General features: G+C 69.8%; 22 protein-coding genes and 1 pseudogene. 14 read left to right on the top strand and 9 right to left on the bottom strand.

Annotated elements, in window-relative coordinates; genetic code table 11:
* The first annotated feature begins 12 nt into the window (after positions 1-12).
* From G6038_RS17965 to G6038_RS31435, 4 genes are all read left to right on the top strand, one after another.
* Positions 13-1,404 (top strand): cytochrome P450, encoded by a 1,392-nt coding sequence (locus tag G6038_RS17965; RefSeq protein WP_240918563.1) that lies wholly within the window; start codon positions 13-15, stop codon positions 1,402-1,404.
* Positions 1,405-1,790: 386 nt separating this feature from the next.
* On the top strand, positions 1,791-2,033 hold the full coding sequence (locus tag G6038_RS17960; protein WP_165039163.1) for a hypothetical protein: 243 nt from the start codon (positions 1,791-1,793) through the stop codon (positions 2,031-2,033).
* Entirely contained in the window at positions 2,027-4,222 is a 2,196-nt protein-coding gene (locus G6038_RS17955; RefSeq protein WP_165039162.1) for an MMPL family transporter, read from the top strand. The genes G6038_RS17960 and G6038_RS17955 overlap by 7 nt, the downstream gene beginning before the upstream one ends.
* 750 nt (positions 4,223-4,972) lie before the next feature.
* Positions 4,973-5,116, top strand: coding sequence for a hypothetical protein (locus G6038_RS31435; RefSeq protein ID WP_240918562.1), 144 nt, complete (start codon positions 4,973-4,975; stop codon positions 5,114-5,116).
* 568 nt (positions 5,117-5,684) lie between these two features.
* Here G6038_RS31435 and G6038_RS17945 read toward each other — a convergent pair.
* Positions 5,685-6,584, bottom strand: a complete 900-nt coding sequence (locus G6038_RS17945; RefSeq protein WP_165039174.1) for an alpha/beta hydrolase — start codon at positions 6,582-6,584, stop codon at positions 5,685-5,687.
* Between the two features lie 602 nt (positions 6,585-7,186).
* Between G6038_RS17945 and G6038_RS17940 the strand changes: the two genes are divergently transcribed.
* The 3 genes from G6038_RS17940 (at position 7,187) to G6038_RS31425 (ending at position 8,565) form a co-directional block, all read left to right on the top strand.
* The gene (locus G6038_RS17940; protein ID WP_165039161.1) at positions 7,187-7,531 is read left to right on the top strand and encodes a hypothetical protein; all 345 of its coding nucleotides are present in this window, start codon (positions 7,187-7,189) and stop codon (positions 7,529-7,531) included.
* Between the two features lie 3 nt (positions 7,532-7,534).
* Positions 7,535-8,074, top strand: a complete 540-nt coding sequence (locus tag G6038_RS31430) for a hypothetical protein (protein WP_240918561.1) — start codon at positions 7,535-7,537, stop codon at positions 8,072-8,074.
* Positions 8,075-8,211: 137 nt separating this feature from the next.
* On the top strand, positions 8,212-8,565 hold the full coding sequence (locus G6038_RS31425; protein ID WP_240918560.1) for a hypothetical protein: 354 nt from the start codon (positions 8,212-8,214) through the stop codon (positions 8,563-8,565).
* Between the two features lie 236 nt (positions 8,566-8,801).
* Here G6038_RS31425 and G6038_RS17930 read toward each other — a convergent pair whose 3' ends face one another.
* Both G6038_RS17930 and G6038_RS17925 read right to left on the bottom strand, forming a co-directional pair.
* Positions 8,802-8,960, bottom strand: a complete 159-nt coding sequence (locus tag G6038_RS17930; RefSeq protein WP_206025011.1) for a DoxX family protein — start codon at positions 8,958-8,960, stop codon at positions 8,802-8,804.
* 607 nt (positions 8,961-9,567) lie between these two features.
* Positions 9,568-11,367: an acyl-CoA dehydrogenase gene (locus G6038_RS17925; protein WP_165039160.1), complete on the bottom strand. Its 1,800-nt coding sequence runs from the start codon at positions 11,365-11,367 to the stop codon at positions 9,568-9,570.
* Between the two features lie 104 nt (positions 11,368-11,471).
* Between G6038_RS17925 and G6038_RS17920 the strand changes: the two genes are divergently transcribed.
* The 4 genes from G6038_RS17920 to G6038_RS17905 all read left to right on the top strand — a co-directional run bounded on the left by G6038_RS17920 (position 11,472) and on the right by G6038_RS17905 (position 14,500).
* Positions 11,472-12,107 (top strand): TetR/AcrR family transcriptional regulator, encoded by a 636-nt coding sequence (locus tag G6038_RS17920; RefSeq protein WP_206025009.1) that lies wholly within the window; start codon positions 11,472-11,474, stop codon positions 12,105-12,107.
* The gene (locus G6038_RS17915) at positions 12,104-12,799 is read left to right on the top strand and encodes a response regulator transcription factor (protein WP_165039158.1); all 696 of its coding nucleotides are present in this window, start codon (positions 12,104-12,106) and stop codon (positions 12,797-12,799) included. Before G6038_RS17920 ends, G6038_RS17915 begins: the two co-directional genes overlap by 4 nt.
* Positions 12,796-14,124, top strand: a complete 1,329-nt coding sequence (locus tag G6038_RS17910; RefSeq protein ID WP_165039157.1) for a HAMP domain-containing sensor histidine kinase — start codon at positions 12,796-12,798, stop codon at positions 14,122-14,124. Before G6038_RS17915 ends, G6038_RS17910 begins: the two co-directional genes overlap by 4 nt.
* 88 nt (positions 14,125-14,212) lie before the next feature.
* On the top strand, positions 14,213-14,500 hold the full coding sequence (locus tag G6038_RS17905) for a hypothetical protein (protein ID WP_165039156.1): 288 nt from the start codon (positions 14,213-14,215) through the stop codon (positions 14,498-14,500).
* A 77-nt stretch (positions 14,501-14,577) separates the two neighbouring features.
* Here G6038_RS17905 and G6038_RS31420 read toward each other — a convergent pair whose 3' ends face one another.
* The 4 genes and pseudogenes from G6038_RS31420 to G6038_RS17890 all read right to left on the bottom strand — a co-directional run bounded on the left by G6038_RS31420 (position 14,578) and on the right by G6038_RS17890 (position 17,829).
* Positions 14,578-14,949, bottom strand: a complete 372-nt coding sequence (locus G6038_RS31420) for an FKBP-type peptidyl-prolyl cis-trans isomerase (protein ID WP_230304611.1) — start codon at positions 14,947-14,949, stop codon at positions 14,578-14,580.
* Between the two features lie 3 nt (positions 14,950-14,952).
* Positions 14,953-15,303: pseudogene (locus G6038_RS31415) on the bottom strand (FKBP-type peptidyl-prolyl cis-trans isomerase); the annotation flags it as partial.
* 26 nt (positions 15,304-15,329) lie between these two features.
* A complete protein-coding gene (locus tag G6038_RS17895; protein ID WP_165039154.1) occupies positions 15,330-16,628 on the bottom strand; it encodes a citrate synthase in 1,299 nt (432 codons plus the stop codon).
* A 262-nt stretch (positions 16,629-16,890) separates the two neighbouring features.
* Positions 16,891-17,829, bottom strand: coding sequence for an aldose 1-epimerase family protein (locus G6038_RS17890; protein WP_165039153.1), 939 nt, complete (start codon positions 17,827-17,829; stop codon positions 16,891-16,893).
* 132 nt (positions 17,830-17,961) lie between these two features.
* Between G6038_RS17890 and G6038_RS17885 the strand changes: the two genes are divergently transcribed.
* Positions 17,962-18,879, top strand: a complete 918-nt coding sequence (locus G6038_RS17885) for an MBL fold metallo-hydrolase (RefSeq protein ID WP_165039152.1) — start codon at positions 17,962-17,964, stop codon at positions 18,877-18,879.
* A 4-nt stretch (positions 18,880-18,883) separates the two neighbouring features.
* Here G6038_RS17885 and G6038_RS17880 read toward each other — a convergent pair whose 3' ends face one another.
* A complete protein-coding gene (locus tag G6038_RS17880) occupies positions 18,884-20,152 on the bottom strand; it encodes an MFS transporter (RefSeq protein WP_006936119.1) in 1,269 nt (422 codons plus the stop codon).
* Entirely contained in the window at positions 20,149-20,802 is a 654-nt protein-coding gene (gene pdxH, locus G6038_RS17875) for a pyridoxamine 5'-phosphate oxidase (RefSeq protein WP_165039173.1), read from the bottom strand. Before pdxH ends, G6038_RS17880 begins: the two co-directional genes overlap by 4 nt.
* Positions 20,803-21,048: 246 nt before the next feature.
* Here pdxH and G6038_RS17870 point away from each other — a divergent pair, with 246 nt between their 5' ends.
* Positions 21,049-22,176, top strand: coding sequence for a citrate synthase 2 (locus tag G6038_RS17870; RefSeq protein WP_165039151.1), 1,128 nt, complete (start codon positions 21,049-21,051; stop codon positions 22,174-22,176).
* A 117-nt stretch (positions 22,177-22,293) separates the two neighbouring features.
* Positions 22,294-23,415, top strand: a complete 1,122-nt coding sequence (gene serC / locus G6038_RS17865) for a phosphoserine transaminase (protein ID WP_165039150.1) — start codon at positions 22,294-22,296, stop codon at positions 23,413-23,415.
* Positions 23,416-23,632 lie beyond the last annotated feature (217 nt).

Below are 23,632 nucleotides of genomic sequence, written 5' to 3'. Positions count from 1 at the left end.
AGCATGTCGACGATGCTGCCACGCGCTTCCCACTTGCGTGCCGCCGGACGCGGTGCTGTTCGCACCCTCACCGCCGGAACCGATCTCGAACGCTATTTCCGGTGGCGGCGCGACCGCGACGGCGACCCATTCGAGGTACGGTTTCCCGGCTTCACCCCGATCCTGTTCACCGGACATCCCGAGGGTGCCCGCGACATCTTCCGTGCGCCCGTCGACCTGGTCGAACCCCCGACGCCGAATCCGATCGCGCCGCTGGTCGGGGACGCGTCGCTGATCCTGATATCCGGAGAGCGGCACCACCGGGAACGGAAATTGCTGACACCACCGTTCCACGGGCAGCGGATGCGGGCATACGGCGAGATCATCCGCGATTCGACGCTGGATGAGATTGCCAACTGGATTCCGGGACGCATCATCGACTCGCGGGCCGCCCTGCGGGCCATCACTCTGCGCGTGATCCTGGAGGCAGTGTTCGGACTCTCCGGCACCGACCGCCCCGCCGAATACGTCCGGGTGGTCGCCGACTTCCTCGCTGCCTACACCGGCCCACTGATGCTTGTTCCGCTGCTACGGCGCGGCGTATTCGGACGCGCGCCCTGGGATCGGTTCGTCCGCGCACGCGACGAATTCGATGCGCTGCTGATCGAAGACATCGAGCGCCGGCGCGCCGGCCCCGAGGACAACCGGTTGGACATCCTCAGCATGTTGCTCGCCGCAACCTATGAAGACGGGTCGCGGATCAACGACACCGAGCTGCGCGAGGAGCTCCGCACATTGCTGGTCGCCGGGCACGAGACCACCGCGACATCGGTGTGCTGGGCGTTGTTCCATCTACACCGCCACCCCGACGTCCGCGAGCGGGTGATGGACGAAGTGCGGAACCTGGGCCCGACGGCAGCGCCCGAGGAACTCGCTCGGTTGCCATACCTGGACGCGGTGTGCAAGGAGACGCTGCGACTGCACCCACCGGTGCCGATCGTGCTGCGCCGGCTGACCGGGCCGTTGCACGTGCGCAGCGTCCCAGTAGCCACGGGCGCAACGGTCGGTATCGCCTTGCCACTCCTGCATTCGCATCCGGATGTCTGGGAGCGGCCCGACCAGTTCGATCCGGAACGATTCGTCGGGCGGCGCTACAGCCCGTTCGAGTTCGCACCGTTCGGCGGTGCGCATCGACGGTGCATCGGGTTCGCCCTGGCGGAGTACGAGATGTCAATCGTGCTGGCGACCATCCTGTCAAGGGTCCGGCTGGCTCTGCCGGAGCGGGACCGACGCCGACCACCTCCGTTGTCGGTCCCGCACAACATCGCAACCGGACCGCGTCGGCCGATCATGTTCGAAGTATTGGGTCCGCGGCACCAGCAGGACCGTTCGGGCGGGCAACTGGTCCCGCACGGTCCGCGGTGATGTCGTGCACGTCGGCGCTCGTCGTCCCGGGCGGGAGGAATCCGGCCGTCGACGACCGAAAGCGGGAGCGGGATGAACACCACCGCCCGCTACCCGGCCGAGCCCAGGTCGCAACGCCCCACTGGGCATGGTGCAGACTGCGGCGCTCACGGCGGACGCCTTCACACACGATGACGATGCGCGGCCCACGGCATCGGAACCACAGCTCACCGCCGCGTGGGGTGGATCGAAGGACCGCTGGGCCCAGACGGTGGAGTAGCTCCGAGGGCAGGTGCGGCCGGCCCGGACCCGCCGCCGCCCACGGCCCAGCACCCGGAAACCGTCGCCTGCGGCGGCGGCATCACCCCACCGATGCGACGTCGGTGTTGGCTGCGCCACGCACGGAAATGCCGCTCACACCGCTGTCGTCGGCCTATGCGGCACCGCATCCGCCAGCGCCGTTTCCGCCGCTCAACGGGGTGGACGACGACACGCTGATCCGGCTGCTGGGTGAGATCATCCCGCGGCCTGGCGACCCCTTCCACCTCGACACCGCCGGTGAACGGCTGTTCCATCGGTTGCGCCCCCCGCTGCGCGGCTACGCCGAGGCCGCGGCGAACGATCGCGAAGGAGCGACGACGTCATGCTGACACGGCTCGCCACCCTCATCGTCGACCGTCCCCGCCGGGTTCTCGCCGGCGCCCTGGCCTTCCTGGTGCTCGCCGGTGTGCTCGGCACGGGTGTCTCCGCCGAGCTGAAGGTCGGCGGTTTCGACGACCCCGGCTCGGAATCGTCTCTGGCCGAGGCCTTCCTCGACGAGCGCTTCGGCGGCTCCACACCCAACCTGGTGTTGCAGGTCACCGCCCGCGCCGGCGATGTGAACAGCCCCGAGGTGACGGCCGCGGCGCAGCGGCTCGAGCGGCGGATCGCGGCGGAGCCGGAGGTGACCGAGGTCGGCTCCTACTGGACCACGCGGCTGCCGGATCTGCGCAGCACCGACGGCCGGTCCGGGCTGGTGCTGCTGCACGTCGGCGGCACCGCGGAACAGGCCGCCCGGCACACCACGACGATCCTCGCGGAGCTGCCCGAGGACCCGGCGGTGCGGGTGGCGGCCGGGGGCAAGCTGGGGCTGACCGACGCCCTCGAGACCCACGTGGCTCAGGACCTGAAGCTGGCCGAATCGATCGCGCTGCCCGCGACGCTGCTGCTGCTGATCGTCGCGTTCGGCAGCGTGGTGGCGGCGCTGCTGCCGCTGAGCCTGGGCGTGGCTTCGATTCTGGCAACGATGCTGGTGCTGTTCGTGCTGGCGAAGGTCACCGACGTGTCCGTTTACGCGCTGACCGTGGCCACGGCGTTCGGACTCGGCCTGGCCATCGACTTCGGGTTGCTGCTGGTGTCCCGATTCCGCGAGGAGCGGGCCAACGGGCACCCGCCGCGGGACGCGGTGATCGAGTCGGTCGCGACGGCCGGCCGCACCATCTTGTTCAGCGCGGCCACCGTAACGGTGGCGATGGGCGGGATGCTCGTGTTCCCCATCTACTTCCTGCGGTCAGTCGGGTTCGCGGCGATGGCGGTGGTGGTGACGGCGGCGGTGAGCGCAGTGGTGGTGCTGCCTGCGATTCTGGCACTGCTCGGTGGGCGAATCGACTCGTTGGCGGTGCGGCGCCGACGCGACCGGCTGGCGGCGGATTCGCCGTTCTGGCGTCGCACCGCGGCAGCGGTGACGCGCCGACCGGTGCGCGCCGCGCTGCCGGTGCTGATGCTGTTGCTGCTGATGGGCATTCCGGTCCTGCACGCCCAGTTCGCGACCCCGGACGAGCGAGCGCTGCCGGTCGATTCGGCCGCGCGTCAGGTCACCACCGCGATCCGGGACGACTATGCCGCCGACAGCTCGGACGCGGCGATCTTGGTGGCGCGCAACGACGCGGCGGCGCTCGATCGGGTGGCCCGCGAGGTGTCCGCGCTCGACGAGGTGGCCCGGGTGGACGGCGCCTTCGGCCGCTACCAACACGGGATGCTGGTGGCCGGTCCGGGACCGCAGAGCGCGCGCTTCACCGCCGACGATGCCGGGTACGTACTGGTCGAACCGACGGTGGACGCGCAATCGGAGCCGGCCCAGGACCTGGTGCACGAGATCCGGGCGCTGCCGGCGGTGGCCGAGAACCGCGTTGCCGTCGGCGGCCCGACGGCAACGCTGATCGACAGCAATTCCGCGATCGCCGGCCGTCTGCCGTCGGCGCTCGCACTGCTGGCCGTGTCGACCTTCGTGCTGTTGTTCCTATTCACCGGAAGCATGATCGTGCCGATCAAGGCGCTGCTGCTCAACGTGTTCGTGCTCATCGCGGTGATCGGCGCGATGGTGTGGCTGTTCCAGGACGGGCACCTGGCCGCGATCACCGGCGTGACGCCCGCACCGCTGAACATCGGCATGGTGGTGCTGCTGTGCTGCATCGCGTTCAGCCTGTCGGTGGATTACGAGATCTTCCTGCTCAGCCGGATCAAGGAGGCGCGCGACGGCGGGGCGGGCACCACCGAGGCGACCATCGAGGGCCTGGGTCGCGTCGGGCGGATCGTGAGCAGCGCCGCCGCCCTGCTCACCGTGACCTTGCTGTCCTTCTCGACCGGGCTGTCGTTCATGCAAATGTTCGGGATCGGCACCGCGCTCGCCGTGCTGATGGACGCCACACTGGTGCGCGGTGTGCTGGTGCCGGCGTTCATGCGGGTGGCCGGCGAGTTCAACTGGTGGGCACCGGCACCGCTGCGCCGACTGCACGCGCGGATCGGGGTGCGCGAGTCCCCGAGGTCGTCCGCTCCCGCAGGGTCGCGGCCAGTCAGCTGAACGTTCGGGTCGGCTGCGGCGTGCACGGGCAGTGCCACCAGCGGGGACTGTCCAGCGGCAGCGTGCCGAACAGCGTCCCCATCCCAATGGTCCAGGCTGTCCTTGTGCCGCCGCGGCATTTCGCAGTCCGGGCACGCGAGCCGGGAGGACAGCGCGGTGCCGACTGGTGTTCGACCACGGTGTCCTGCACCGCGGCGAACAGGCGCTCGGCCCAAACATCGCGGTCCAGGGTTTTCCCCGTCGCCGGTCACCGTGCCCATGCCGAATGATGTTTTCCACGTCCACCACTCGTGCCGGGTGCAACACCCCGCCGAAACACACCACGAGAAGAACACCTTGAACAAGAAAGTGTTTCGCGCAGCGATCACCGAAGCCACGAGACGGTTCACCCCCGGCTCGCCGCCGAACAGGCTCGCCCGGCAACGTGCCCGCCATCGCCCGGTCCGGCCGCCGACTGCACGGTCCGTCCCGTCCCCACCCGTGACCCTTTCCCTCGGCGTGGAGATGTGCACCGGTCGGTATTTCGTGGAATCCACAGTGTCGGTCTCGGTTCCACGGTGAACCGCCGACAACCACGGACCTGATACGCGATAGTTACCAGGAGCTGGAGATGAACCCACTTGCGTTCCCCGAATCGGACGAGCGATCGATCACAATCGAATTCGACGAGCTGCACAACGAGATCGACCACATCGACACGGAATCCTCGCGGCGGTCGTCCGGCGCACGGAACTCTCTCGGAGAGTTGCCGTGGTCGAGCGGGCCTGGGGCGTCACCGGCACCCAGTACAAGCGCGACCTCGCGGTGATCCACCGCTTCGGAGTGCTCGGTAAGGAAGGCCACTCGCTCGGCAGCCTGCTGATCCGGCTGGCGCATCCGCGCAACCACCGCTGAACTTGCCACCCCCAACCCGACCAAAGGAGGACTTCCGATGAGAAACATCCGACTCAGATACATCCGACGTGCCGGGTCGGTAACTGCAGCAGCGGCGCTTGGTCTGCTGGCAGTCGGCACTGCGTCCGCGACCCCGCCGGTCGCCACACCCGAACCCGGCGGGGTCATCCGCATGGACCTCGCCCCAGGGGAAACGTGGGAATGCGAGGGATGGAGTCTCGAGCCACCGTACCTGCAGGTGGTACCGGACTTCTACAAATTCGAGACCGGACCGAACCCTATGTTCTTCCGATACACACCCGGCACCCGAGCGTTCATCCAGTGCATCGGCACGGGCGCCCCGTACTACTACATCGGCCCAATCGTGACCGCCATCCCATAGTTCGCGCCGGCACTGTCAACTTCGCTGATGGCCGGCTGGAGACCACGATGGCGGGGTCGGTCGTGGGGTTCGGCGAGGTCTGGTTGTGGACGACGGGGGCCACGGTCTCGAGACGCACCGGACCCCCGCGGCCACCGACACGAGGCAGACCCGAGACAAGCCCCCGGCCGGCTACCTGCGAGGGCGTCAGCGACGCGCGGCGACCACGTCGTCGTCGAGAAATCCCTTCAATCCACCACTGAAGACATCGTTGTCGTCCCCGGCGACCATATGGCCGGCCCCGGGGACATCGATCACTGTCGCGGTCGGGATCAGCTCGCGCAGTTCCTGGGCGCCTGCTTCGCTGACCACATGGGACTGCGCGCCCCGCACGAGCATCGTCGGAACGGTGATCGCGGCCGCGGCAGCCCGGGCACGTTCGTAGCGCACGATCGAGTCGGCCTGACGCGTGGGCTCGTCACCCTGGCGAAGAAACGCCGGATCCCAGTGCCAGTACCAGCGCCCCTCACGCAGGCGGAGGTTTTTGTGCAACCCTGCCGGGTTGGGTTTGCGGACACGGTTCGGGGTATACGCCGCGATCGCCGCCGCCGCGTCGTCCAGACTCGCGAAACCGTCGAGACCACTGCGCATGAAGGCCATGATCTCCGCGGTGCCGCCGGTTTCGACCCTCGGTGCGATATCGACCAAGACCAGACCACGCGCGAGTGCGGGATTCTCCCCCTGCCCGATCAACGACGTCATCCCGCCCATCGAGGCACCGACGAGTACCGGCTTCTCCCCCAGCTCGCCGATGATCGACGTCAGGTCGGCGACCAACGCATCGATGCCGTAGTCCCCGTCCGGCGCCCACTGACTGTCGCCATGGCCCCGTGCATCCACCGCGACGGCGGACCAGCCGTCTGCCGCGAGGCTGCGACCGGTGTTGCGCCAGGAATGCCGGGTCTGCCCGCCGCCGTGCAGCAACAGCACCACGCCTTTCCTGTCGACGCCCGCCCCGTCGGCAGCCGGTGCCGGTGGATCCCACCGGTCGGCGGCAAGCGTGACACCGTCACCGCGGAATTCGCACTGTGTGGCTATCGGATCCATGAAGTACCTCACCAACATCATCGAGTTGAGCATTCTCCCTCATGGTGCACTACGAGGTGAACGCTGATTCACCCGCACCCATTTCACGACCTGCCCACGGAGGTCGGATGGACTTCCCTTACCCACCCCAGGGCCCTTCTCACCGACACGCGGCCCGAGGAAACCGTCGCGCAAGCGGACCAGGACGCATCCGCAGCCGGTCGCAGACGCTCGCCGCAGACAGCACGGGACACCAGGACCTTCGACAGACGAAATCGTGCCCGCCAAGATCGCGGTGCCGCACCGGGGAAAGCACGCAGGTGCACCGAACGAAGAAGATGCGCGGACAGCACCCTCGACGCTCTCTCGACGCGGCGCGGCGCGTTCCCCGAAGCGGTCCACCGCTCGCAAGAGACTGGTCGTGAACGGGAACGACCCGTGCCGGTACCGCGCCCGCCCGTGCCCATCCACAGCCAGCGATCGAACCCACTTCTCGAGGCCCAGGACCGGGCCACATTCGTCACAACCGGACAGAGCACCCGTGCAGCCCGACTCACCGCACCGGCCTCCGAGGCGGCTACCCTCACCACCGCACATCGCGACAAACAAGGGAGGACCTACCGGTGAGGCGTCTGACCGGCCGATGGCGGATCGTGGAGATGGACCTGTGGGACCGCGACGCCATCGATCTCGTCGAACCCGGCTTCATCGAGTTCACCCGCGACGGGACCGGGCAGTTCGGCTTCATCGCCGTCCGCGGCTCGATGGACTGCCGGACCACCGAACGCAACGGCCACCCGGTAGTGGAGTTCAGCTGGATCGGCGACGACGAAGGCGACGAGGTCAGCGGACGCGGCTGGGCAGCTCTGCACGAGGACGGCACGCTCGCCGGGCACCTGTTCTTCCACATGGGAGACGACTCGGGTTTCCGGGCGGACCCTATTGTCCGTGCCAACCGGCAGGGGTAGGCGATGAGCGAATACCAGTACTACGAATTCCTCGCCGTCGACCGGCCGTTGAACGATCGTCAGCTGGCCGAGGTTCGCTCGCTGTCCACCCGGGCGAGCGTTACGGCCACCAGCTTCGTCAACGAGTACCACTGGGGCAACTTCCGGGGCGATCCGAGGCAGATGATGATGATGGAGCGCTACTACGACGCGCACCTCTATCTGGCGAACTGGGGAACACACCGGATCATGCTCCGCCTCCCGCGCGGCCTGCTCGATATCGACGTCGCCCGCGACTATTGCGTCGGAGATCTGGTAACCGACTGGACCACAGGCGAATTCCTCGTGCTCGACCTGAGCAGCGAGGACGATTACTCCTGGGGCCGCAACCCCGACAACGACCTCGAGCCACCCGTGCCGCCCGGATCAGCCACGCTCACCGCCGCGCAGCGAGCGCTGGCCGACTTCCTCGCCTCGACGACGACCTACTTGCCGTCGCAGCCCGGACCAGCCCCCCGCTCGAGGAGACCACCGGCATCTCCGACGCACTCGCAGCCTGGGTGACAACACTGCCCCTCGCCGAGAAGAACCGACTCCTGATGCGCGTGGTGAATGATCACCCCGCGGCGGTCCGGACGGAGATGCTGCGCCGCTTCCACGACGAGCACACCCCGCACATTCCAGCGTCGCCTCCTCGGACCGTGGCCGATCTCCTCGACGCCGCGGCGCGTCGTCGCGGCGACCGTGAGCGCCGGGCGGCCGCCCGGCGTGCCGAGGACAAAGTCCGCCGCGACAAAGACCACGCACTCGCCCGCGAGAGACGGTTGGATGAACCGGTCCGCGACGAGGAAGCCGCGTGGTCTCGCATCGACGCAATGATCGCCACCCGAAAACCCAGCGAATACGAGGCTGCCGTCACGCTGCTCACCGATATGCAGGCACTCGCCGAACGCGAGGGCCGACGTGACGCCTTCACCCAGCGCATCCTGGCACTACGTCACAGACATGCGCGCAAACCACGCCTCATCGAACGCCTCGACCGGGCGGGTGTGTGAATCCCGCCGATGACCGTGTGAGGCGCACCGCCGCGGGAGGCCCTGTTCACCGGCGGCCTGCGCCGGCGCCGACGTACACAGTCGGCCAAGGTACTGGGCGAGCGGTCGAGCGACGTCGAGATGGCACGATAGGTGATCACGTGGATCGCCTCTGGCTCGGATTCGATCCTCGCAAATCCAGTCCTACCAGGAGCTCTGCGTCCTTCGGGATCCGGCCTGACGCCATCCAATCAAGATCAACTTACTGAGAAGACCACAATAGGCGGGAGTCTCAGACCGATCGCGGCCAGAACTTCCAGGATTCCGATCGCCTTGACTGTCCCGTCGGAGAAGTCCTCGGCCCAGGACAGGTTGGGCGTGACAGCCAACTTGTCCTTGGGCTCAATCAGCTTCATGACCCCGCTGCGAGGAAGATCGGTGCGAGGAGTCCGGCGAGGATCCATAGCACAGTGTTCATGACGGGTCTTGTCTGTCGGTCCGGGTGCTTGTATCCGTTCCCATCAGGTCTGGGCGACGGGCACGGTCGTCAGGTCGGTGCCGACCGTCACCGATCCGTGGTATCCCTCGAGTCGTCTGACTGGGGGTGACGGAAACCGTGAAGCGGGTGAGAGCTGCTGGACGAGGATGTTGGGAGCCCCGGCTTCGGGATGCTCACCGACAGCTTCGGAGTGACCGGGATCCTCGACGTCGCCGCCGCATACACCGCCGAGTGACAGTCATCGAGACTCGGTCACCGACGCCGCCGGCGCCAACACCTCATCGCCGTCGGCACCGCAGCCGGACGAGTCGGCTGCACCGACGCCCTCACCGACACCGTCACCAGCGACGGCTGGAATTGCCAAGCCGAACCCAACCCCGGTGCTCCCACCGCCTGCCACAAGGACGGCCTCACCATCGCCCTGCGCGCTAGCTGACCACCTCCCGGTGCGTGTTCGGTTCCTCGTCCGACACGACCACGCACCGGGCATCCCGAAGACGAGACTCGTCCTCTCTTGCAGTCGACTAGAACCAGGCCGGCTGCGCGTCGAGCGTGGTCCGGTCCAGGCTGTCGAGCAGGTCGAACTGCGGGCCGGTCTTCGGCAGTTCGAACGCGAAGAAGTACCGGGCCGCGGCACGCTTGCCCTCGTAGAAGTCGCCCTCCCGGGCCCCGGCCGCGAGGATCTGCTCGAGCCACATCCACGCGACGATCACATGCCCGACGGCCTCCAGGTACACCGACGAATTCGCCAGCGCCACTTCAGGATCACCGGTCGACCACAGACGTGCGGTGGTCGCCGCGACACGTGTCACCGCGGCCTGCAGCTGCCCGGCGTAGCGGGCCGCGTCGCCCCCGGCGTCGACGGCCCTCGCGACGGTCCCGCCGATCGTCTCGCCGAGCAGCGCCAGCCCCGCCCCACCCTGCATGACCACCTTGCGCCCGAGCAGGTCCAGCCCCTGGATACCGTGCGTACCCTCGTGAATGGGGTTGAGGCGGTTGTCCCGGTAGAACTGCTCGACGTCGAATTCGCGGGTGTAGCCGTAGCCCCCGTGCACCTGGATCGCCAGGCTGTTCGCCTCGAGGCACCACTGCGACGGCCAGGACTTCGCGACGGGGGTGAGCATGTCGAGCAGCAGCCCGGCGCGGGTGCGGGCGTCCTCGTCCTCGGCGGTCTGCTGCTCGTCGACGAGCTTCGAGCAGTACAGCCCCAGCGCCAGCGCGCCCTCGACGTAGGCCTTCTGCGCGAGCAGCATCCGCCGCACGTCGGCATGCTCGATCAGCGGCACGGGCGGCGACGAGGGGTCCTTGTCGCCGAGCGGGCGGCCCTGTGTGCGGGTGCGGGCGTACTCGAGGGACTGCAGGTAGCCGGCGCAGCCGAGCGCCGTGGCGAGGAACCCGACGCCGATGCGGGCCTCGTTCATCATGTGGAACATGTACGCCAGGCCCTTGTGGGGCTCGCCGAGCAGGTAGCCGACGGCGCCGGCGCGACCAGCGGGGGTGAAGGTGCCGTCGCCGAAGTTCAGCAGCGTGTTGGTGGTGCCGCGGTTGCCCATCTTGTGGTTGAGGCCGACGAGGGCGACGTCGTTGCGCTCGCCGAGTTGCCCGTCCCCGCCGACGAGGATCTTCGGGACGATGAACAGCGAGATCCCCTTGACCCCCGCCGGACCACCGGGAATCTTCGCAAGCACGAGATGGACGATGTTCTCGGACAGCTCGTGGTCGCCGCCGGAGATCCACATCTTGGTGCCGGTGAGCCGGTAGCTGCCGTCGTCCTGCGGCACGGCCTTGGTGGTGATGTCCGCCAGCGACGATCCGGCCTGCGGCTCGGACAGGCACATGGTGCCGAAGAACCGGCCCTCGAGCAGGGACGGCACGTACGTGGCGATCTGCTCCTCGCTGCCGTGGGTGGCGATGAGGTTGGCGTTGCCGACGGTGAGGAACGGGTAGGACGAGGTGCCGGCGTTCGCGGCCTGGAACCAGGCCATCGCCGCCCGCAGCACGGTGACCGGCAGCTGCATGCCGCCGAGTTCCTCGTCGAACGAGGAGCCGATGAGCCCGGCCTTGGCGAACAGCTCCAGCGCCGCCTTGACCTCGGGGATGATCTCGACCTTGCCGTCGTCGCCGATCCGCGGCTCCTGAGCGTCCGCCTTCTTGTTGTGGGGCGCGAAGTGCTTGGTAGCCAAGTCCGCACTGAGGTCGAGGACGGCGTCGAACGTCTCCCGCGAGTGCTCGGCGAACCGCGTCCGCGCGGTGAGGGACTCGACGTTCAGCCACTCGTAGAGCAGGAAGTCGAGGTCACGCCGGGACAGGACGGGAGCGGGCATGGAGTTTCCTTTCACAGTGCCACGGTTTCACTAAGCGCTCACTTAGTACAGCAACGACGGTGCATGATGTCAACGGACCAGCACGGCGACGGAGAGAACCCAGCATGATCGACACGCCCATCACCGACCGGGACGACCTCACCGGCATCTTCACCGAGGTCGAGTCCGACGTCGCGCGTCGTCTCATCGGCTCGGCCGTGGAGTCCTTCGCCCGTCGCGGCTACCACGCCACCACCACGCGTGACATCTCCGTCGGCGCCGGCCTGAGCCCGGCCGCACTGTACGTGCACTTCAAGTCCAAGGAGGAGGTGCTGTTCGAGGCCAGCCGGATCGGGCACCAGCACGTCCTCGACGCCGTCGTCGCCGCGGCCGCCTCCGCCACCGAGCCGGCCGACCGGATGCGCGCGATCGTGGACGGCTTCGTGCGCACCCACGCCGTGCACCACACCGTCTGCCGGGTGGCGCAGTACGAACTGCACGCCCTCACCCCGGAGCACTACCGGACGATCGCCGCGATCCGTCGCGACACCGACGCCGTGATCCGCGCCGAGATCGAGCACGGCATCGCGGCCGGGGTGTTCACGGTCCGGGACGTGCCGACCACCGCCCTGGCGATCCTGTCCCTCGGCATCGACGTCGCCCGCTGGTACCAGCCGGGCCGCATCGACGTCGACACGCTCGCCGGCAACTACGTCGAGCTCGTCCTCGGCATGCTCGGCGCGGGCAGAATGCAGGGGTGACCGAGCCAGCCACCGTCCTGGTCGTCGACGACGACGACGACGTCCTCGCCTCCCTGCAGCGCGGGCTGCGCCTGTCGGGGTTCGACGTGCTCACCGCCGCGAGCGGCACGCAGGCGCTCGCCGTCGTCGCCCGGCACCGGCCGGACGCGATGGTGCTCGACATGAACATGCCGGTCCTCGACGGCACCGGCGTGGTCAACGCCCTGCGCTCGAACGGCAACGACATCCCGATCTGCGTGCTCAGCGCCCGCAGCACCGTCGGCGACCGCATCGCGGGGCTCGAGTCCGGCGCCGACGACTACCTGACGAAGCCGTTCGTGCTCGCCGAACTCGTCGCGCGGATCCGGGCGATGCTGCGGCGTAGCGCTCCGGGCGCTCCCGGCGCCGGCTCCGTCGTCCGGGTCGGCGGGCTCGAACTCGACACCGCGGGCCGCCGGGTGCGCATCGACGGCACCGAGGTGGAGCTGACCAAGCGCGAGTTCGAACTGCTCGAGGTGCTCGCCCGCAACGCGGGCATCGTCCTGAGCCGCGACCGCCTGCTGGCCCTCGTGTGGGGCTACGACTTCGACGCGGACACCAACGTCGTCGATGTGTTCGTCGGCTACCTGCGCCGCAAGCTCGAGGCCGGCGGGCGGCCACGGTTGCTGCACACCGTGCGCGGGGTGGGCTTCGTGTTGCGGGATCAGGCGTGACACACCGCTTCTCGCTGCGCGCGCGGGTCGCCGCGGCCACGGCGCTCGGCACCACGCTCGTCGTCGCGGTCCTGGGGGTGCTCGTCGCGCTGGCGATCACCCGGAACAACCTCGCGCAGCTCGACCGCCGCCTCGAGACGGCCACCCAGGTGCTGGTCGCCAACGCCGGCACCGCCGGTCTGTTCCTGCCCGCCCTGGGCGACGCCGGCGCCTTCGCCGTCACCATCCGCACCGAATCCGGGCGGTTGCTCAGCAGCACCCCGACCGAACTGCCCGCCCTCTCCCCCGGCGCGCACACCGTCGACCTCGGCGGCACCGCCTACCGGACGTACACCGCGCCGACCGACCGGCTGCCCTCACTCCTGTCCGTCGCGGTGCCCTACGCCGAGGCGCAGGACATCACGACCGAGCAGCACCGGCAGCTCGCCGTCGCCGGTGCGATCGCCGTCGCGGTCGCCACGGCCCTCGGCTGGGTGTTCGGCGGGCGGGCCGTGCGCCCCCTGGTGGACCTCACGCGCCGGATCGTGGCCCGCGAACCGACGCTCGAGCCGCGGCGCTCCGGCATCCGCGAGGCCGACGAGCTCGCCGCCGCGGCCGGCGACATGCTCAGCGACGTCGCCCGCGCCCAGGCCGCCACCGACGCCGCCCTCGCCACGGCGCGGGACTTCGCGGCTGCCGCCGCCCACGAGCTGCGCACCCCGCTCACGGCGATGCGCACCGACCTCGAGGTGCTCTCCACCCTCGACGCGACCGGCGACGTCCTGAGCGTCGAGGAGCGCACCCAGATCCTCGCCGACCTGACCCGGACGCAGAGTCGCGTCGAGTCCACTCTCGACGACCTCGAGCGGCTCGCCCGCGGCGATCTGTCCACCTCTCGGGACTTCGTGCCCACCGACCCGGTGGAGATCTGTGACGCCGCGGCCGCCGATGCGACGAGCCGGCATCCCGGCGTGCAGATCGAGGTGGTCGGCGAGACGGGACGCGAGATCCGGGCGCTGCCGAGCGGGCTGCGGCTCGTCGTCGACAACGCCGTGGCCAACTCGGTGCGGCACGGCCACGCCCGCCGGATCCGGCTGGCGGTCACCGGCGAGGGCTCCGACACCGTGCTCACCGTCGACGACGACGGGCGCGGGGTGCCCGCCGACGAACGCGGCATGGTGTTCGAGCGGTTCCGCCGGGGCAGCGGCGCCGCCAGGGGCGGTTCCGGGCTGGGGCTGGCGCTGGTGGCGCAGCAGGCGGCGCTGCACGGCGGCGCGGCGCGACTGGAGGCGAGCCCGCTCGGCGGGGCCCGACTGACGGTGCGGCTCGCCGGATCGGCGGGGTGAACGTTTTCCACCCCTCGGGTCACTACGACGCGGGACGGGGCGGGCGCAGGATCGTAGGCAGCCCCTCCACCGATCCCAGGAGACCCGAATGTCGAAGAGCCGCAAGCTGATCGTCACCGCCGCCCTGATCGTCCTGCCGGTCCTCGGCGGTGCCGGGACCGCAGCCGCGTCCTCGGACCACCGCGACGACCACGACCGCCGTGACCGTCACGACCGCGGTTGCGCCATCACGCATTTCGACAGGAACGGCAACTTCCTGCGCAGCGAGTTCCGCAACCACGGCTCCCGGTTCGACGGGCGGATCTGCCGCAGCGACGACCAGTGGCACTTCCTCGACAGCGGCGACATCGCCCCCACCCCCTTCGTCCGGCACTGACTCCTGCGGGAATCCCCCGCATGCGACGGAGCCCCGCATCGCGTAAGGCGAGGCGGGGCTCCGGCCGTGGGCGGGACCTACTCGGTGCCGAGGAGGTCGATGACGAAGACCAGGGTCTTGCCGCCGAGCGGGTGCCCGGAGCCGGCCGGACCGTAGGCGAGCTGCGGGGGCACCGTGAGCTTGCGGCGACCGCCGATCTTCATGCCGGGGATGCCCTCCTGCCAGCCGGGGATGAGCCGGCCGAGCGGGAACTTGACGGACTCGCCGCGGGCGAACGAGGAGTCGAACACCTCGTTCGTGTCGTACTCGACGCCGTGGTAGTGCACGTCGACGACCGACCCGGGCTGCGCCTCGGTTCCGTCACCGACGGTGATGTCCTCGATCACGAGCTCGGCGGGAGCCGGGCCGGTGGCCGGCTCGATCTCCGGCACCTCGGGCTTGGCTTCCACCCCGAGCAGATCGATGACGAAGACCAGGGTCTTGCCGGCGAGGCGGTGACCCGAGCCGGCCGGGCCGTACGCCATCTCCGGCGGGATCGTCAGCTGACGGCGGCCACCGACGCACATGCCGGGGATGCCCTCCTGCCAGCCGGCGATCAGGCCGCTGAGCGGGAAGGTGATGGATTCTCCGCGGCTCCACGACGAGTCGAACTCCTCGCCGGAGTCGAACTCGACGCCGACGTAGTGGACCTCGACCTTGGCTCCGGGCGTCGCCTCGGCGCCCTCGCCGACGGTGAGGTCCTTGACGACCAGGCCGGTCGGGGCGGGACCCTCCTGGAACTCGATCTCGGGCTTGCTGCTCATGTATCGGTCTTCCGGTAGGGGACGGGTCAGCGTGCTTCGATGCTGTTGTAGTCGCGCTCGGTGTAACCGGTGTAGATCTGCCGCGGGCGGCCGATCTTCAGCGTCGGGTCGGAGTGCATCTCGCGCCAGTGCGCGATCCAGCCCGGCAGGCGGCCGAGCGCGAACAGCACCGTGAACATGCGGGTCGGGAAGCCCATCGCCCGGTAGATCAGACCGGTGTAGAAGTCGACGTTCGGGTACAGCTTGCGCTCGATGAAGTAATCGTCGGTGAGCGCGGCATCCTCGAGGGCCTGCGCGATCTGCAGCAGGTCGTCGTCGCCGCCCAGCTTGGCGAGCAGGCTGTCGGCGGTCTTCTTCACGATCGCCGCACGCGGATCGTAGTTGCGGTAGACGCGGTGTCCGAAGCCCATGAGCTTGACGCCGTCTTCCTTGTTCTTGACCTTGCGGACGAACTCCTTGACGTCGCCCCCGCTGGTCTTGATCTCGTTGAGCATCTCGAGCACGGCCTGGTTGGCGCCACCGTGCAGCGGGCCCCACAGCGCGTTGATGCCGCCGGAGATCGAGGTGAACAGGTTGGCGTCGGAGGAACCGACGAGCCGCACCGTGGAGGTCGAGCAGTTCTGCTCGTGGTCGGCATGCAGGATCAGCAGCATGTCGAGGGCCTGGGCGATCTCGGGATCGACCTGGTACGGCTCGGCCGGGAAGCCGAACGTCATGCGCAGGAAGTTCTCGACCAGGTTCAGCGAGTTGTCCGGGTACAGGAACGGCTGACCGACGGACTTCTTGTAGGCGTAGGCCGCGATGGTCGGCAGCTTGGCCATCAGCCGGATGGTGGACAGCTCCACCTGCTCCGGGTCGTCGGGATCGAGCGCGTCCTGGTAGTACGCCGACAGGGCGTTGACGGCGCTGGAGACGACGGGCATCGGGTGCGCGTTGCGCGGGAAACCGTCGAAGAAGCGCTTGAGGTCCTCGTGCAGCAGCGTGTGCCGGCGGATCTTGTCGGTGAAGACCTCGAGCTGCTCCGCGGTGGGCAGCTCACCGTAGATCAGCAGGTAGCTGACCTCGATGAACGTGGACTTCTCCGCCAGCTGCTCGATGGGGTATCCGCGGTACCGCAGGATGCCCTTCTCCCCGTCGATGAAGGTGATGGCCGACGTGGTGGAGGCGGTGTTGACGAAACCGGGGTCAAGGGTGGTGTACCCGGTCTCCGCAAGGAGCTTGCCCAGCTCGATGCCGTCGTTGCCTTCCGTCGCCTTGGCGATAGACATTGTGTGCTCGCCACCGGGGTAGCTGAGGGTGGGTCGGGTGTCATTCTCAGCGGGCACGAAGGATCCCTCTCAAGCTCAGATCAACGCGATTCTTCCGAACATTCACGTAGAACCTAGCCCTTGCGCAGGCCATGTGCCCAGGGAGGGTCCGTCGAAGGTCCCGGATCGCGCCGGATCGGAGGTGTGCCACGAGGGCACCGGAACCGTCGGTCGCGACCCCCGGAACGGCGCTCACCTGCGTCGATATCGCATATCACGTTCCCGGCGCCGTCGCGGTGAGCGCCCGTCGGCGTGTCCGCACCGGCGGTGCGGGAACCGGTCACGCGGCCGGCAGGGCGGTCAGGCCCCACCGGCCCGTCCAGGTCTCCCCGGGCTGCAGCACGACGAGATCGATGCCGAGATTGAAGGCGTCCGGCGGACACGTCATCGGCTCGAGCGCCAGGGCCCGCCTCCGCCCCGGATACTCGAGCTCGGGGACGGCGCCGGCGGTGAACACCTGCAGCCAGGCGAACTCGCGCCCGGCCCACAGTTGCACTCCCCTGCCGTCCGGGCCACGCAGCTCGTGCCGGGCCCGGCCGTCCACGTCCACGTCCAGCGCGCTGTAGGGGGTGTCGAGCTCGACCCCCCGCAGCGGCCGCGGCGCGGTGAAGTCGAAGTCGGTGCCCTCGACCGGCTGGGAGTACGCGTTCGGCAGGCCGCGCCCGGGATCGAGCGGAAGCCGGGTGCCGGCGGCCAGGCGCAGCGTGCACTCGTCGAGCGGTGCGTCGCCCGCACGCACGTACGGATGCACACCGAGCCCGAACGGCGAGTGGTAGCCGCCGACGTTGGTGGCGGTGTGCGTGACGGTGAGCCCGTCGTCGCCCACCTCGTGGGCCGCGGTGAGCCGCAGCTGGTACGGCCACCCCTTGTGCAGCCCCACATCCAGCGCCTGCTCGACGCGAGAATCGTTGTGGGAAACCAGAACCCAGTCTCGATGCCAGGCGAACCCGTGCACCGCGTTGCCGCGTTCGGGCTCGGTGAGCGCGAGCTGATGCTCGATGCCGTCGAAGTAGAAGTGCCCGTCCCGGATGCGGTTCGGCCACGGGGCGAGCACCGTGCCGGAGCGCAGCGGGGGGCGCTCGTTCTCCGGCCAGCTCTCCGTCAGCCGGTACGGCCCGGTCGCCGATTCGTGCTCGAGCACCCGCAGGGCCGCCCCCGAGCTGGAGACCTCCGCGCGGTACCCGCCCCCTCGGATCCGGTAGTTCGTCGGATCGGACATGCGCCCAGTGTCCCGCGGACGGACTCAGCGGGTCAGGGATTCGACGATCACGGCTGTGGCCTCGGCGATCGCGGGCGAGTTCTCCACGATGTCCGGCGCCGCACGAGTGAGTCCCGCGCCTACGATGACCGGATGCGACTGCGCCTCGGCCGCCCGGACCTCGCCGCCTACGCCGACCGGTTCGACGTCCCCGCCGCGACATCGGCGTCCCGCCCGGCGGTGACGTTCCTCGGCGTGTCCACCCTGCTCGTCGACGACGGCACCGACGCGCTGCTCACCGACGGCTTCTTCACCCGGCCCGGTCTCGGCGCCGTCGCGCTGGGCCGGCTCGCACCCGACGCGGCCCGGATCGACGCGTGCCTGGCCCGCGCCGGCGCGACCCGGCTCGCGGCCGTGCTGCCCGTCCACAGCCACTTCGATCATGTGCTCGATTCCGCGGTCGTCGCCGAGCGGACGGGTGCGGCGCTCGTCGGCGGCGAGTCCACCGCGAACGTCGGTCGCGGGCACGGCCTTCCCCCGGAGCGGATCGTCGTCGCCACCCCCGGTGAGCCGCTGCGGTTCGGCGGGTTCACCGTCACGCTCGTCGCGTCGGAGCACTGTCCGCCGGACCGATACCCGGGCACGATCGACGCGCCCGTGGTCCCGCCCGCGCGGGCCGCGGCGTACCGGTGCGGCGAGGCGTGGTCGACGTTCGTCGCGCATGCCGACGGCCGTACCCTGCTGATCCAGGGCAGCGCCGGATTCCGGCCCGGGGCGCTGGCCGGTCGGCGCGCCGAGGTCGTCTATCTCGGCGTCGGCCAACTCGGCGTGCAGAGCGAGGAGTACATCCGCACCTACTGGGCGGAGACCGTCCGCACGGTCGGCGCGCGGCGGGCGGTGCTCGTGCACTGGGACGACTTCTTCCGCCCGCTCGACCGGCCGCTGCGCGCCCTGCCCTACGCCGGCGACGATCTGGACGTCACCATGCGGGTCCTCGGCGAGCTCGCCGAGCGCGACGGCGTACGCCTGCACCTGCCGCAGGTGTGGCGGCGTGAGGATCCCTGGGGGTGACGGATCAGCGGATCGTGCGGTCGACCCGGTACCGCACGAACGCGGGGAAGGCGAGCACGCACACCAGCACGCCGACCACGACGAGCACTCCGCCGCCCGCCGCGGCGATCGCGGTGCCCACGAGCGCGGCCGCCCCGCCGTGCAGGACGTCGCCGATGCGGGGTCCGCCGGCGACGACGACGATGAACACGCCCTGCAGCCGGCCCCGCATCTCGTCGGTGGCGACGGACTGCAGCATCGTCGAGCGGAACGCCGCCGAGACCATGTCGACCGCGCCGCCGAACGCCAGGAACGCCAGCGCGATCCACAGCCACACCGCGGTGCCACCCGGTTCGGCCGCGCCCACCGCGACGCCGAAGCCGATCATCGCCAGGCCCCAGGCGACGATGCACACGATCACCGCCAGGCCCTGCCGGCGCACCCGCGGCAACCACCCGGAGAACACCCCGCCGAGCACCGCACCGACCGACATCGCCGCGAACAGCAGGCCGAGCGCGAGCCCGCCCTGCGCGGGATCACCGAACGAATCGTGGGCGATCTGCGGGAACAGTGCCCGCGGCATGCCGAACACCATCGCGACGATGTCGACGACGAACGAGGCGAGCAGGATCTTCTGCGTGGACAGGTAGCGGAACCCGTCGAGCACCTCGCGCAGGCCCGCCCGCCGGGCCTGCCCCGTCGGCGGGATCGGCGGCAGCGCGAGCACCGCCCACAGCGTCGCGAGCAGCGCGACGGTGTCGATCAGGTACAGGGTGGGCAGGCCGAGCACGGGGATCAGGGCGCCGGCCAGCAGCGGCCCCGCGATGGCCCCGAACTGCATCACCGTCATGTTCAACGAATTCGCGGCCGCCAGTTGGCCTTTCGGGATGAGCCGCGGGATCACGGCGCCGCGCGTCGGCTGGTTGACCGCGAAGCAAGCCTGCTGCAGCGACAGCAGCACCAGCACCAGCCACACGTTCCCGAGACCCGCGGCGGCCTGCGCCCACAGCAGCAGGGACGTCACACCCATGCCCACGGTGGTGAGCGTGAGCAACCGGCGGCGGTCCATCACGTCGGCCAGGGCCCCGCCCCACAGCCCGAACACCACGAGCGGCACGAGGGCGAACACGCCGGTCAGGCCCACGTAGGCGGAGTTGCGGGTGATCTCGTAGATCTGTTGCGGCACGGCGACCACGCTGAGCTGGGCGCCGATGACCGTGACGATGCCGGCGGTCCACAACCGGCGGTAGTCGCGATTCTCGAGCGGTGTGGTGTCGGCGAGCAGTCGCCTCACGGCTGCAGACGCTCGGTGATCCACCGCCCGTCGACCAGCCGGGTCCGCACCCGGTTGTGCAGGCGGTTGGGCCGGCCCTGCCAGAACTCGGCCGACTCGGGGCGGATCCGCAGCCCACCCCAGTGCGGCGGCACCGGGATCTCGGCGTCCATGCCGTAGCGCTCCGCGACCTCGACGAGGGCGTGCTCGAGCGCGGCCCGCGACTCGATCGGCCGGGACTGCTGCGACGCCCACGCCCCGAGACGGGAGCCGCGGGGCCGGGAGTGCCAGTACTCGGTGGTCTCCGCCTCGCCGACCCGCTCGACGGGTCCGCGCACGGTGACCTGGCGGAAGATCGGGATCCAGGTGAACGTGGCCGACGCGTAGGGCGTCGCGGCGAGTTGCCGGCCCTTGTCGGAGTCGTAGTTGGTGAAGAAGGTGACCCCGTCCGCGTCGACGCCCTTGCACAGCACGGTGCGGGTGACGGGCCGCCCGTGCTCGTCGACGGTGCCGAGCACCATCGCGTTCGGCTCGGGCAGCCCCGCCGCGGCGGCGTCGCCGAGCCAGCGGCGCAGCAGCGGCAGCCACCCGTCGGCGAGCCACTCGGGCTCGAGATCCTCGTCGGCGGCGGTGGCGCCCTGCGGGCCGACGGGGGTGTAGTCGACACGCATCGAGGCCAGGTCGGCGTGCTCGGCCGCACCCGGAGGCAGTCCCTCGGCGTTCTCGGCGCCGGGCTGTGGATCGGTGGACACGATGATCGACGCTACTCCTGGGTATCCCATCGCTCAGCGTCCAGTCCGGGGGGACTACAGTCGCACCGACGAACGGAGTGGGGCGCCGATCACATCCGCCGAGTCCCGCTTCACCGGCAGTGCTGCCCGGACCGGGTTGCACCGAACGAGGAGAGCCCAACCGTCATGGCATCGCGCGCGTCTGTACCCGAGGATTTCGTCGCCGGCCTCGAAGGCGTGGTCGCCTTCACCAGTGATATCGCCGAACCCGACAAGGACGGCGGCTCGCTGCGCTACCGCGGCGTCGACATCGAGGACCTCGTCACGCGCGGGGTGACATTCGGGGACGTGTGGGCGCTGCTGGTCGACGGGAAGTTCGGCCAGGGCCTGCCCCCCGCCGAGCCGTTCCCGCTGCCGATCCACACCGGCGACGTCCGCGTCGACGTCCAGGCCGGCCTGGCGATGCTCGCCCCGATCTGGGGCTTCGAGCCGCTCCTCGACATCGACGACGCCACCGCCCGCGAGAACCTCGCCCGCGCCGCCGTGATGGCACTGTCCTACGTCGCGCAGTCCGCGCGCGGCATCTATCAGCCCGCCGTGCCGCAGAAGCGCATCGACGAGGCCGCGACCGTCACCGAGCGGTTCATGGTGCGATGGAAGGGTGAGCCCGACCCGGCGCACGTCGCCGCGATCGACGCGTACTGGGTCTCGGCGGCCGAGCACGGCATGAACGCCTCCACCTTCACCGCCCGCGTCATCGCCTCCACCGGCGCCGACGTCGCCGCCGCGCTGTCCGGTGCGGTCGGCGCGATGTCCGGCCCGCTGCACGGCGGCGCCCCGGCGCGCGTGCTGCCGATGATCGAGGAGACCGAACGCACCGGCGACGCCCGCGCGCTGGTCAAGGGCATCCTCGACCGCAAGGACAAGCTGATGGGCTTCGGCCACCGCGTCTACCGCGCCGAGGACCCGCGGGCGCGGGTGCTGCGCGACACCGCCAAGCGCCTCAACGCCCCGCGCTACGAGGTCGCCGCGGCGCTCGAACAGGCCGCCCTCGCCGAGCTGCGCGAGCGTCGCCCCGATCGCGCCATCGAGACCAACGTCGAGTTCTGGGCCGCGGTGATCCTCGACTTCGCCGAGGTCCCGGCCGCGATGATGCCGGCGATGTTCACCTGCGGCCGCACCGCCGGCTGGTGCGCGCACATCCTCGAGCAGAAGCGCCTGGGCAAGCTGGTACGCCCGGCCGCGATCTACACCGGCCCGGACCCGCGCAGCCCCGAGAGCGTCGAGGGCTGGGACGCCATCACCCACAACTGACCCGCCCAACCGGGCGGACGGCCCCTCTTCGCCGGGTGCCCGTCCGTCCGGCCGCCCGGCGGGGGCCGTCTAGACTACCGGTGCACTCGTTCCTCGACGTTTAGGACACGCATACCGATGGCTGACGCTACACCGATCATTCCCGCCGACCTCAAGCCCGCAGACGGCCGCTTCGGCTGCGGCCCCTCCAAGGTTCGCCCCGAGCAGCTGCAGTCCCTGGTCGAGGTCGGTGCCTCGGTGTTCGGTACCAGCCACCGGCAGAAGCCCGTCAAGGACGTCGTCGCCCGCATCCGCTCGGGTCTGCGCGAGCTGTTCTCCCTGCCCGACGGCTACGAGGTGGTGCTGGGCAACGGTGGCACCACCGCGTTCTGGGACGCGGCCGCGTTCGGCCTGATCCGCGAGAAGTCGCAGCACTTCACCTACGGCGAGTTCTCGTCGAAGTTCGCCACGGTCGCCAAGAAGAATCCGCTGATCGGTGACCCGATCGTCGTGGACAGCGCGCCGGGCACCGCACCGGAGATCGTCGCCGACGGATCGGCCGATCTCATCGGCTGGGCCCACAACGAGACCTCGACCGGTGTCGCGGTGCCTGTCACCCGTCCGGCCGGCTCCGAGAACGCCCTCGTCGCCATCGACGCGACGTCCGGTGCCGGCGGCCTGCCCGTCGCCGCGGAGGACTTCGACGTCTACTACTTCGCGCCGCAGAAGTGCTTCGCTGCCGACGGCGGCCTGTGGATCGCGCTGATGAGCCCGGCCGCGCTCGAGCGGGTGGACGAAATCAAGGCCTCGGGCCGCTTCACCCCCGAGTTCCTGTCGCTGCCGATCGCCGTCGACAACAGCACCAAGGATCAGACGTACAACACCCCGGCGGTGGGCACGCTGCTGCTGCTGGCCGACCAGATCGAGTGGATGAACGGCAACGGCGGCCTGGAGTGGACCACCGCCCGCACCAAGGACTCGTCGTCGCGGCTGTACGACTGGGCCGAGGCCTCCGAGTACGCCACCCCGTTCGTCGCCGATCCGGCGCTGCGCTCGCAGGTGGTGGGCACCGTCGACTTCGCCGACTCGGTGGATGCCGCACAGGTCGCAAAGATCCTGCGCGCCAACGGGATCGTCGACACCGAGCCGTACCGCAAGCTGGGCCGCAACCAGCTGCGCATCGGCATGTTCCCGGCCATCGACCCCGAGGACGTCACCCAGCTGACCAAGTGCGTCGACTGGGTGGTCTCCCAGATGTAGGGCAGTAGCACAACCGTTCGGGGCGGGGTCGGATCCGGATCGGGTCCGGCCCCGCTTGCCGTCTCGCGCGCGCCCCCAAACCCTCGACGAGTAGTAGAGACTTTCGGGGAAACCTTGGACAATAGCGCCACGTCGACGGATTCGTGCCACAGGGTCCCCCGGCGTGTCGGCGTGTCCTGCTCCGCAGGGGTCACGAGTCCGTTACAGTCGGGCGGGT

The sequence above is a fragment of the Rhodococcus sp. 14C212 genome (assembly GCF_011058195.1).
Taxonomy (GTDB): domain Bacteria; phylum Actinomycetota; class Actinomycetes; order Mycobacteriales; family Mycobacteriaceae; genus Rhodococcus; species Rhodococcus aetherivorans.
This window is presented reverse-complemented; position numbering and strand designations above follow the sequence as displayed.

What these genes read in the sequence shown, in the direction of transcription:
- G6038_RS31430 (WP_240918561.1), top strand. Translation starts at nt 7,535, where the DNA reads ATGAGCGAATACCAGTACTACGAATTCCTCGCCGTCGACCGGCCGTTG.
- G6038_RS17945 (WP_165039174.1), bottom strand. Translation starts at nt 6,584, where the DNA reads ATGGATCCGATAGCCACACAGTGCGAATTCCGCGGTGACGGTGTCACG.
- G6038_RS17965 (WP_240918563.1), top strand. Translation starts at nt 13, where the DNA reads ATGCTGCCACGCGCTTCCCACTTGCGTGCCGCCGGACGCGGTGCTGTT.
- G6038_RS17890 (WP_165039153.1), bottom strand. Translation starts at nt 17,829, where the DNA reads ATGTCCGATCCGACGAACTACCGGATCCGAGGGGGCGGGTACCGCGCG.
- G6038_RS17905 (WP_165039156.1), top strand. Translation starts at nt 14,213, where the DNA reads ATGTCGAAGAGCCGCAAGCTGATCGTCACCGCCGCCCTGATCGTCCTG.
- G6038_RS17955 (WP_165039162.1), top strand. Translation starts at nt 2,027, where the DNA reads ATGCTGACACGGCTCGCCACCCTCATCGTCGACCGTCCCCGCCGGGTT.
- G6038_RS17885 (WP_165039152.1), top strand. Translation starts at nt 17,962, where the DNA reads ATGCGACTGCGCCTCGGCCGCCCGGACCTCGCCGCCTACGCCGACCGG.
- serC (WP_165039150.1), top strand. Translation starts at nt 22,294, where the DNA reads ATGGCTGACGCTACACCGATCATTCCCGCCGACCTCAAGCCCGCAGAC.
- G6038_RS17925 (WP_165039160.1), bottom strand. Translation starts at nt 11,367, where the DNA reads ATGCCCGCTCCCGTCCTGTCCCGGCGTGACCTCGACTTCCTGCTCTAC.
- G6038_RS17870 (WP_165039151.1), top strand. Translation starts at nt 21,049, where the DNA reads ATGGCATCGCGCGCGTCTGTACCCGAGGATTTCGTCGCCGGCCTCGAA.
- G6038_RS17960 (WP_165039163.1), top strand. Translation starts at nt 1,791, where the DNA reads ATGCCGCTCACACCGCTGTCGTCGGCCTATGCGGCACCGCATCCGCCA.
- pdxH (WP_165039173.1), bottom strand. Translation starts at nt 20,802, where the DNA reads ATGCGTGTCGACTACACCCCCGTCGGCCCGCAGGGCGCCACCGCCGCC.
- G6038_RS17930 (WP_206025011.1), bottom strand. Translation starts at nt 8,960, where the DNA reads ATGAAGCTGATTGAGCCCAAGGACAAGTTGGCTGTCACGCCCAACCTG.
- G6038_RS17920 (WP_206025009.1), top strand. Translation starts at nt 11,472, where the DNA reads ATGATCGACACGCCCATCACCGACCGGGACGACCTCACCGGCATCTTC.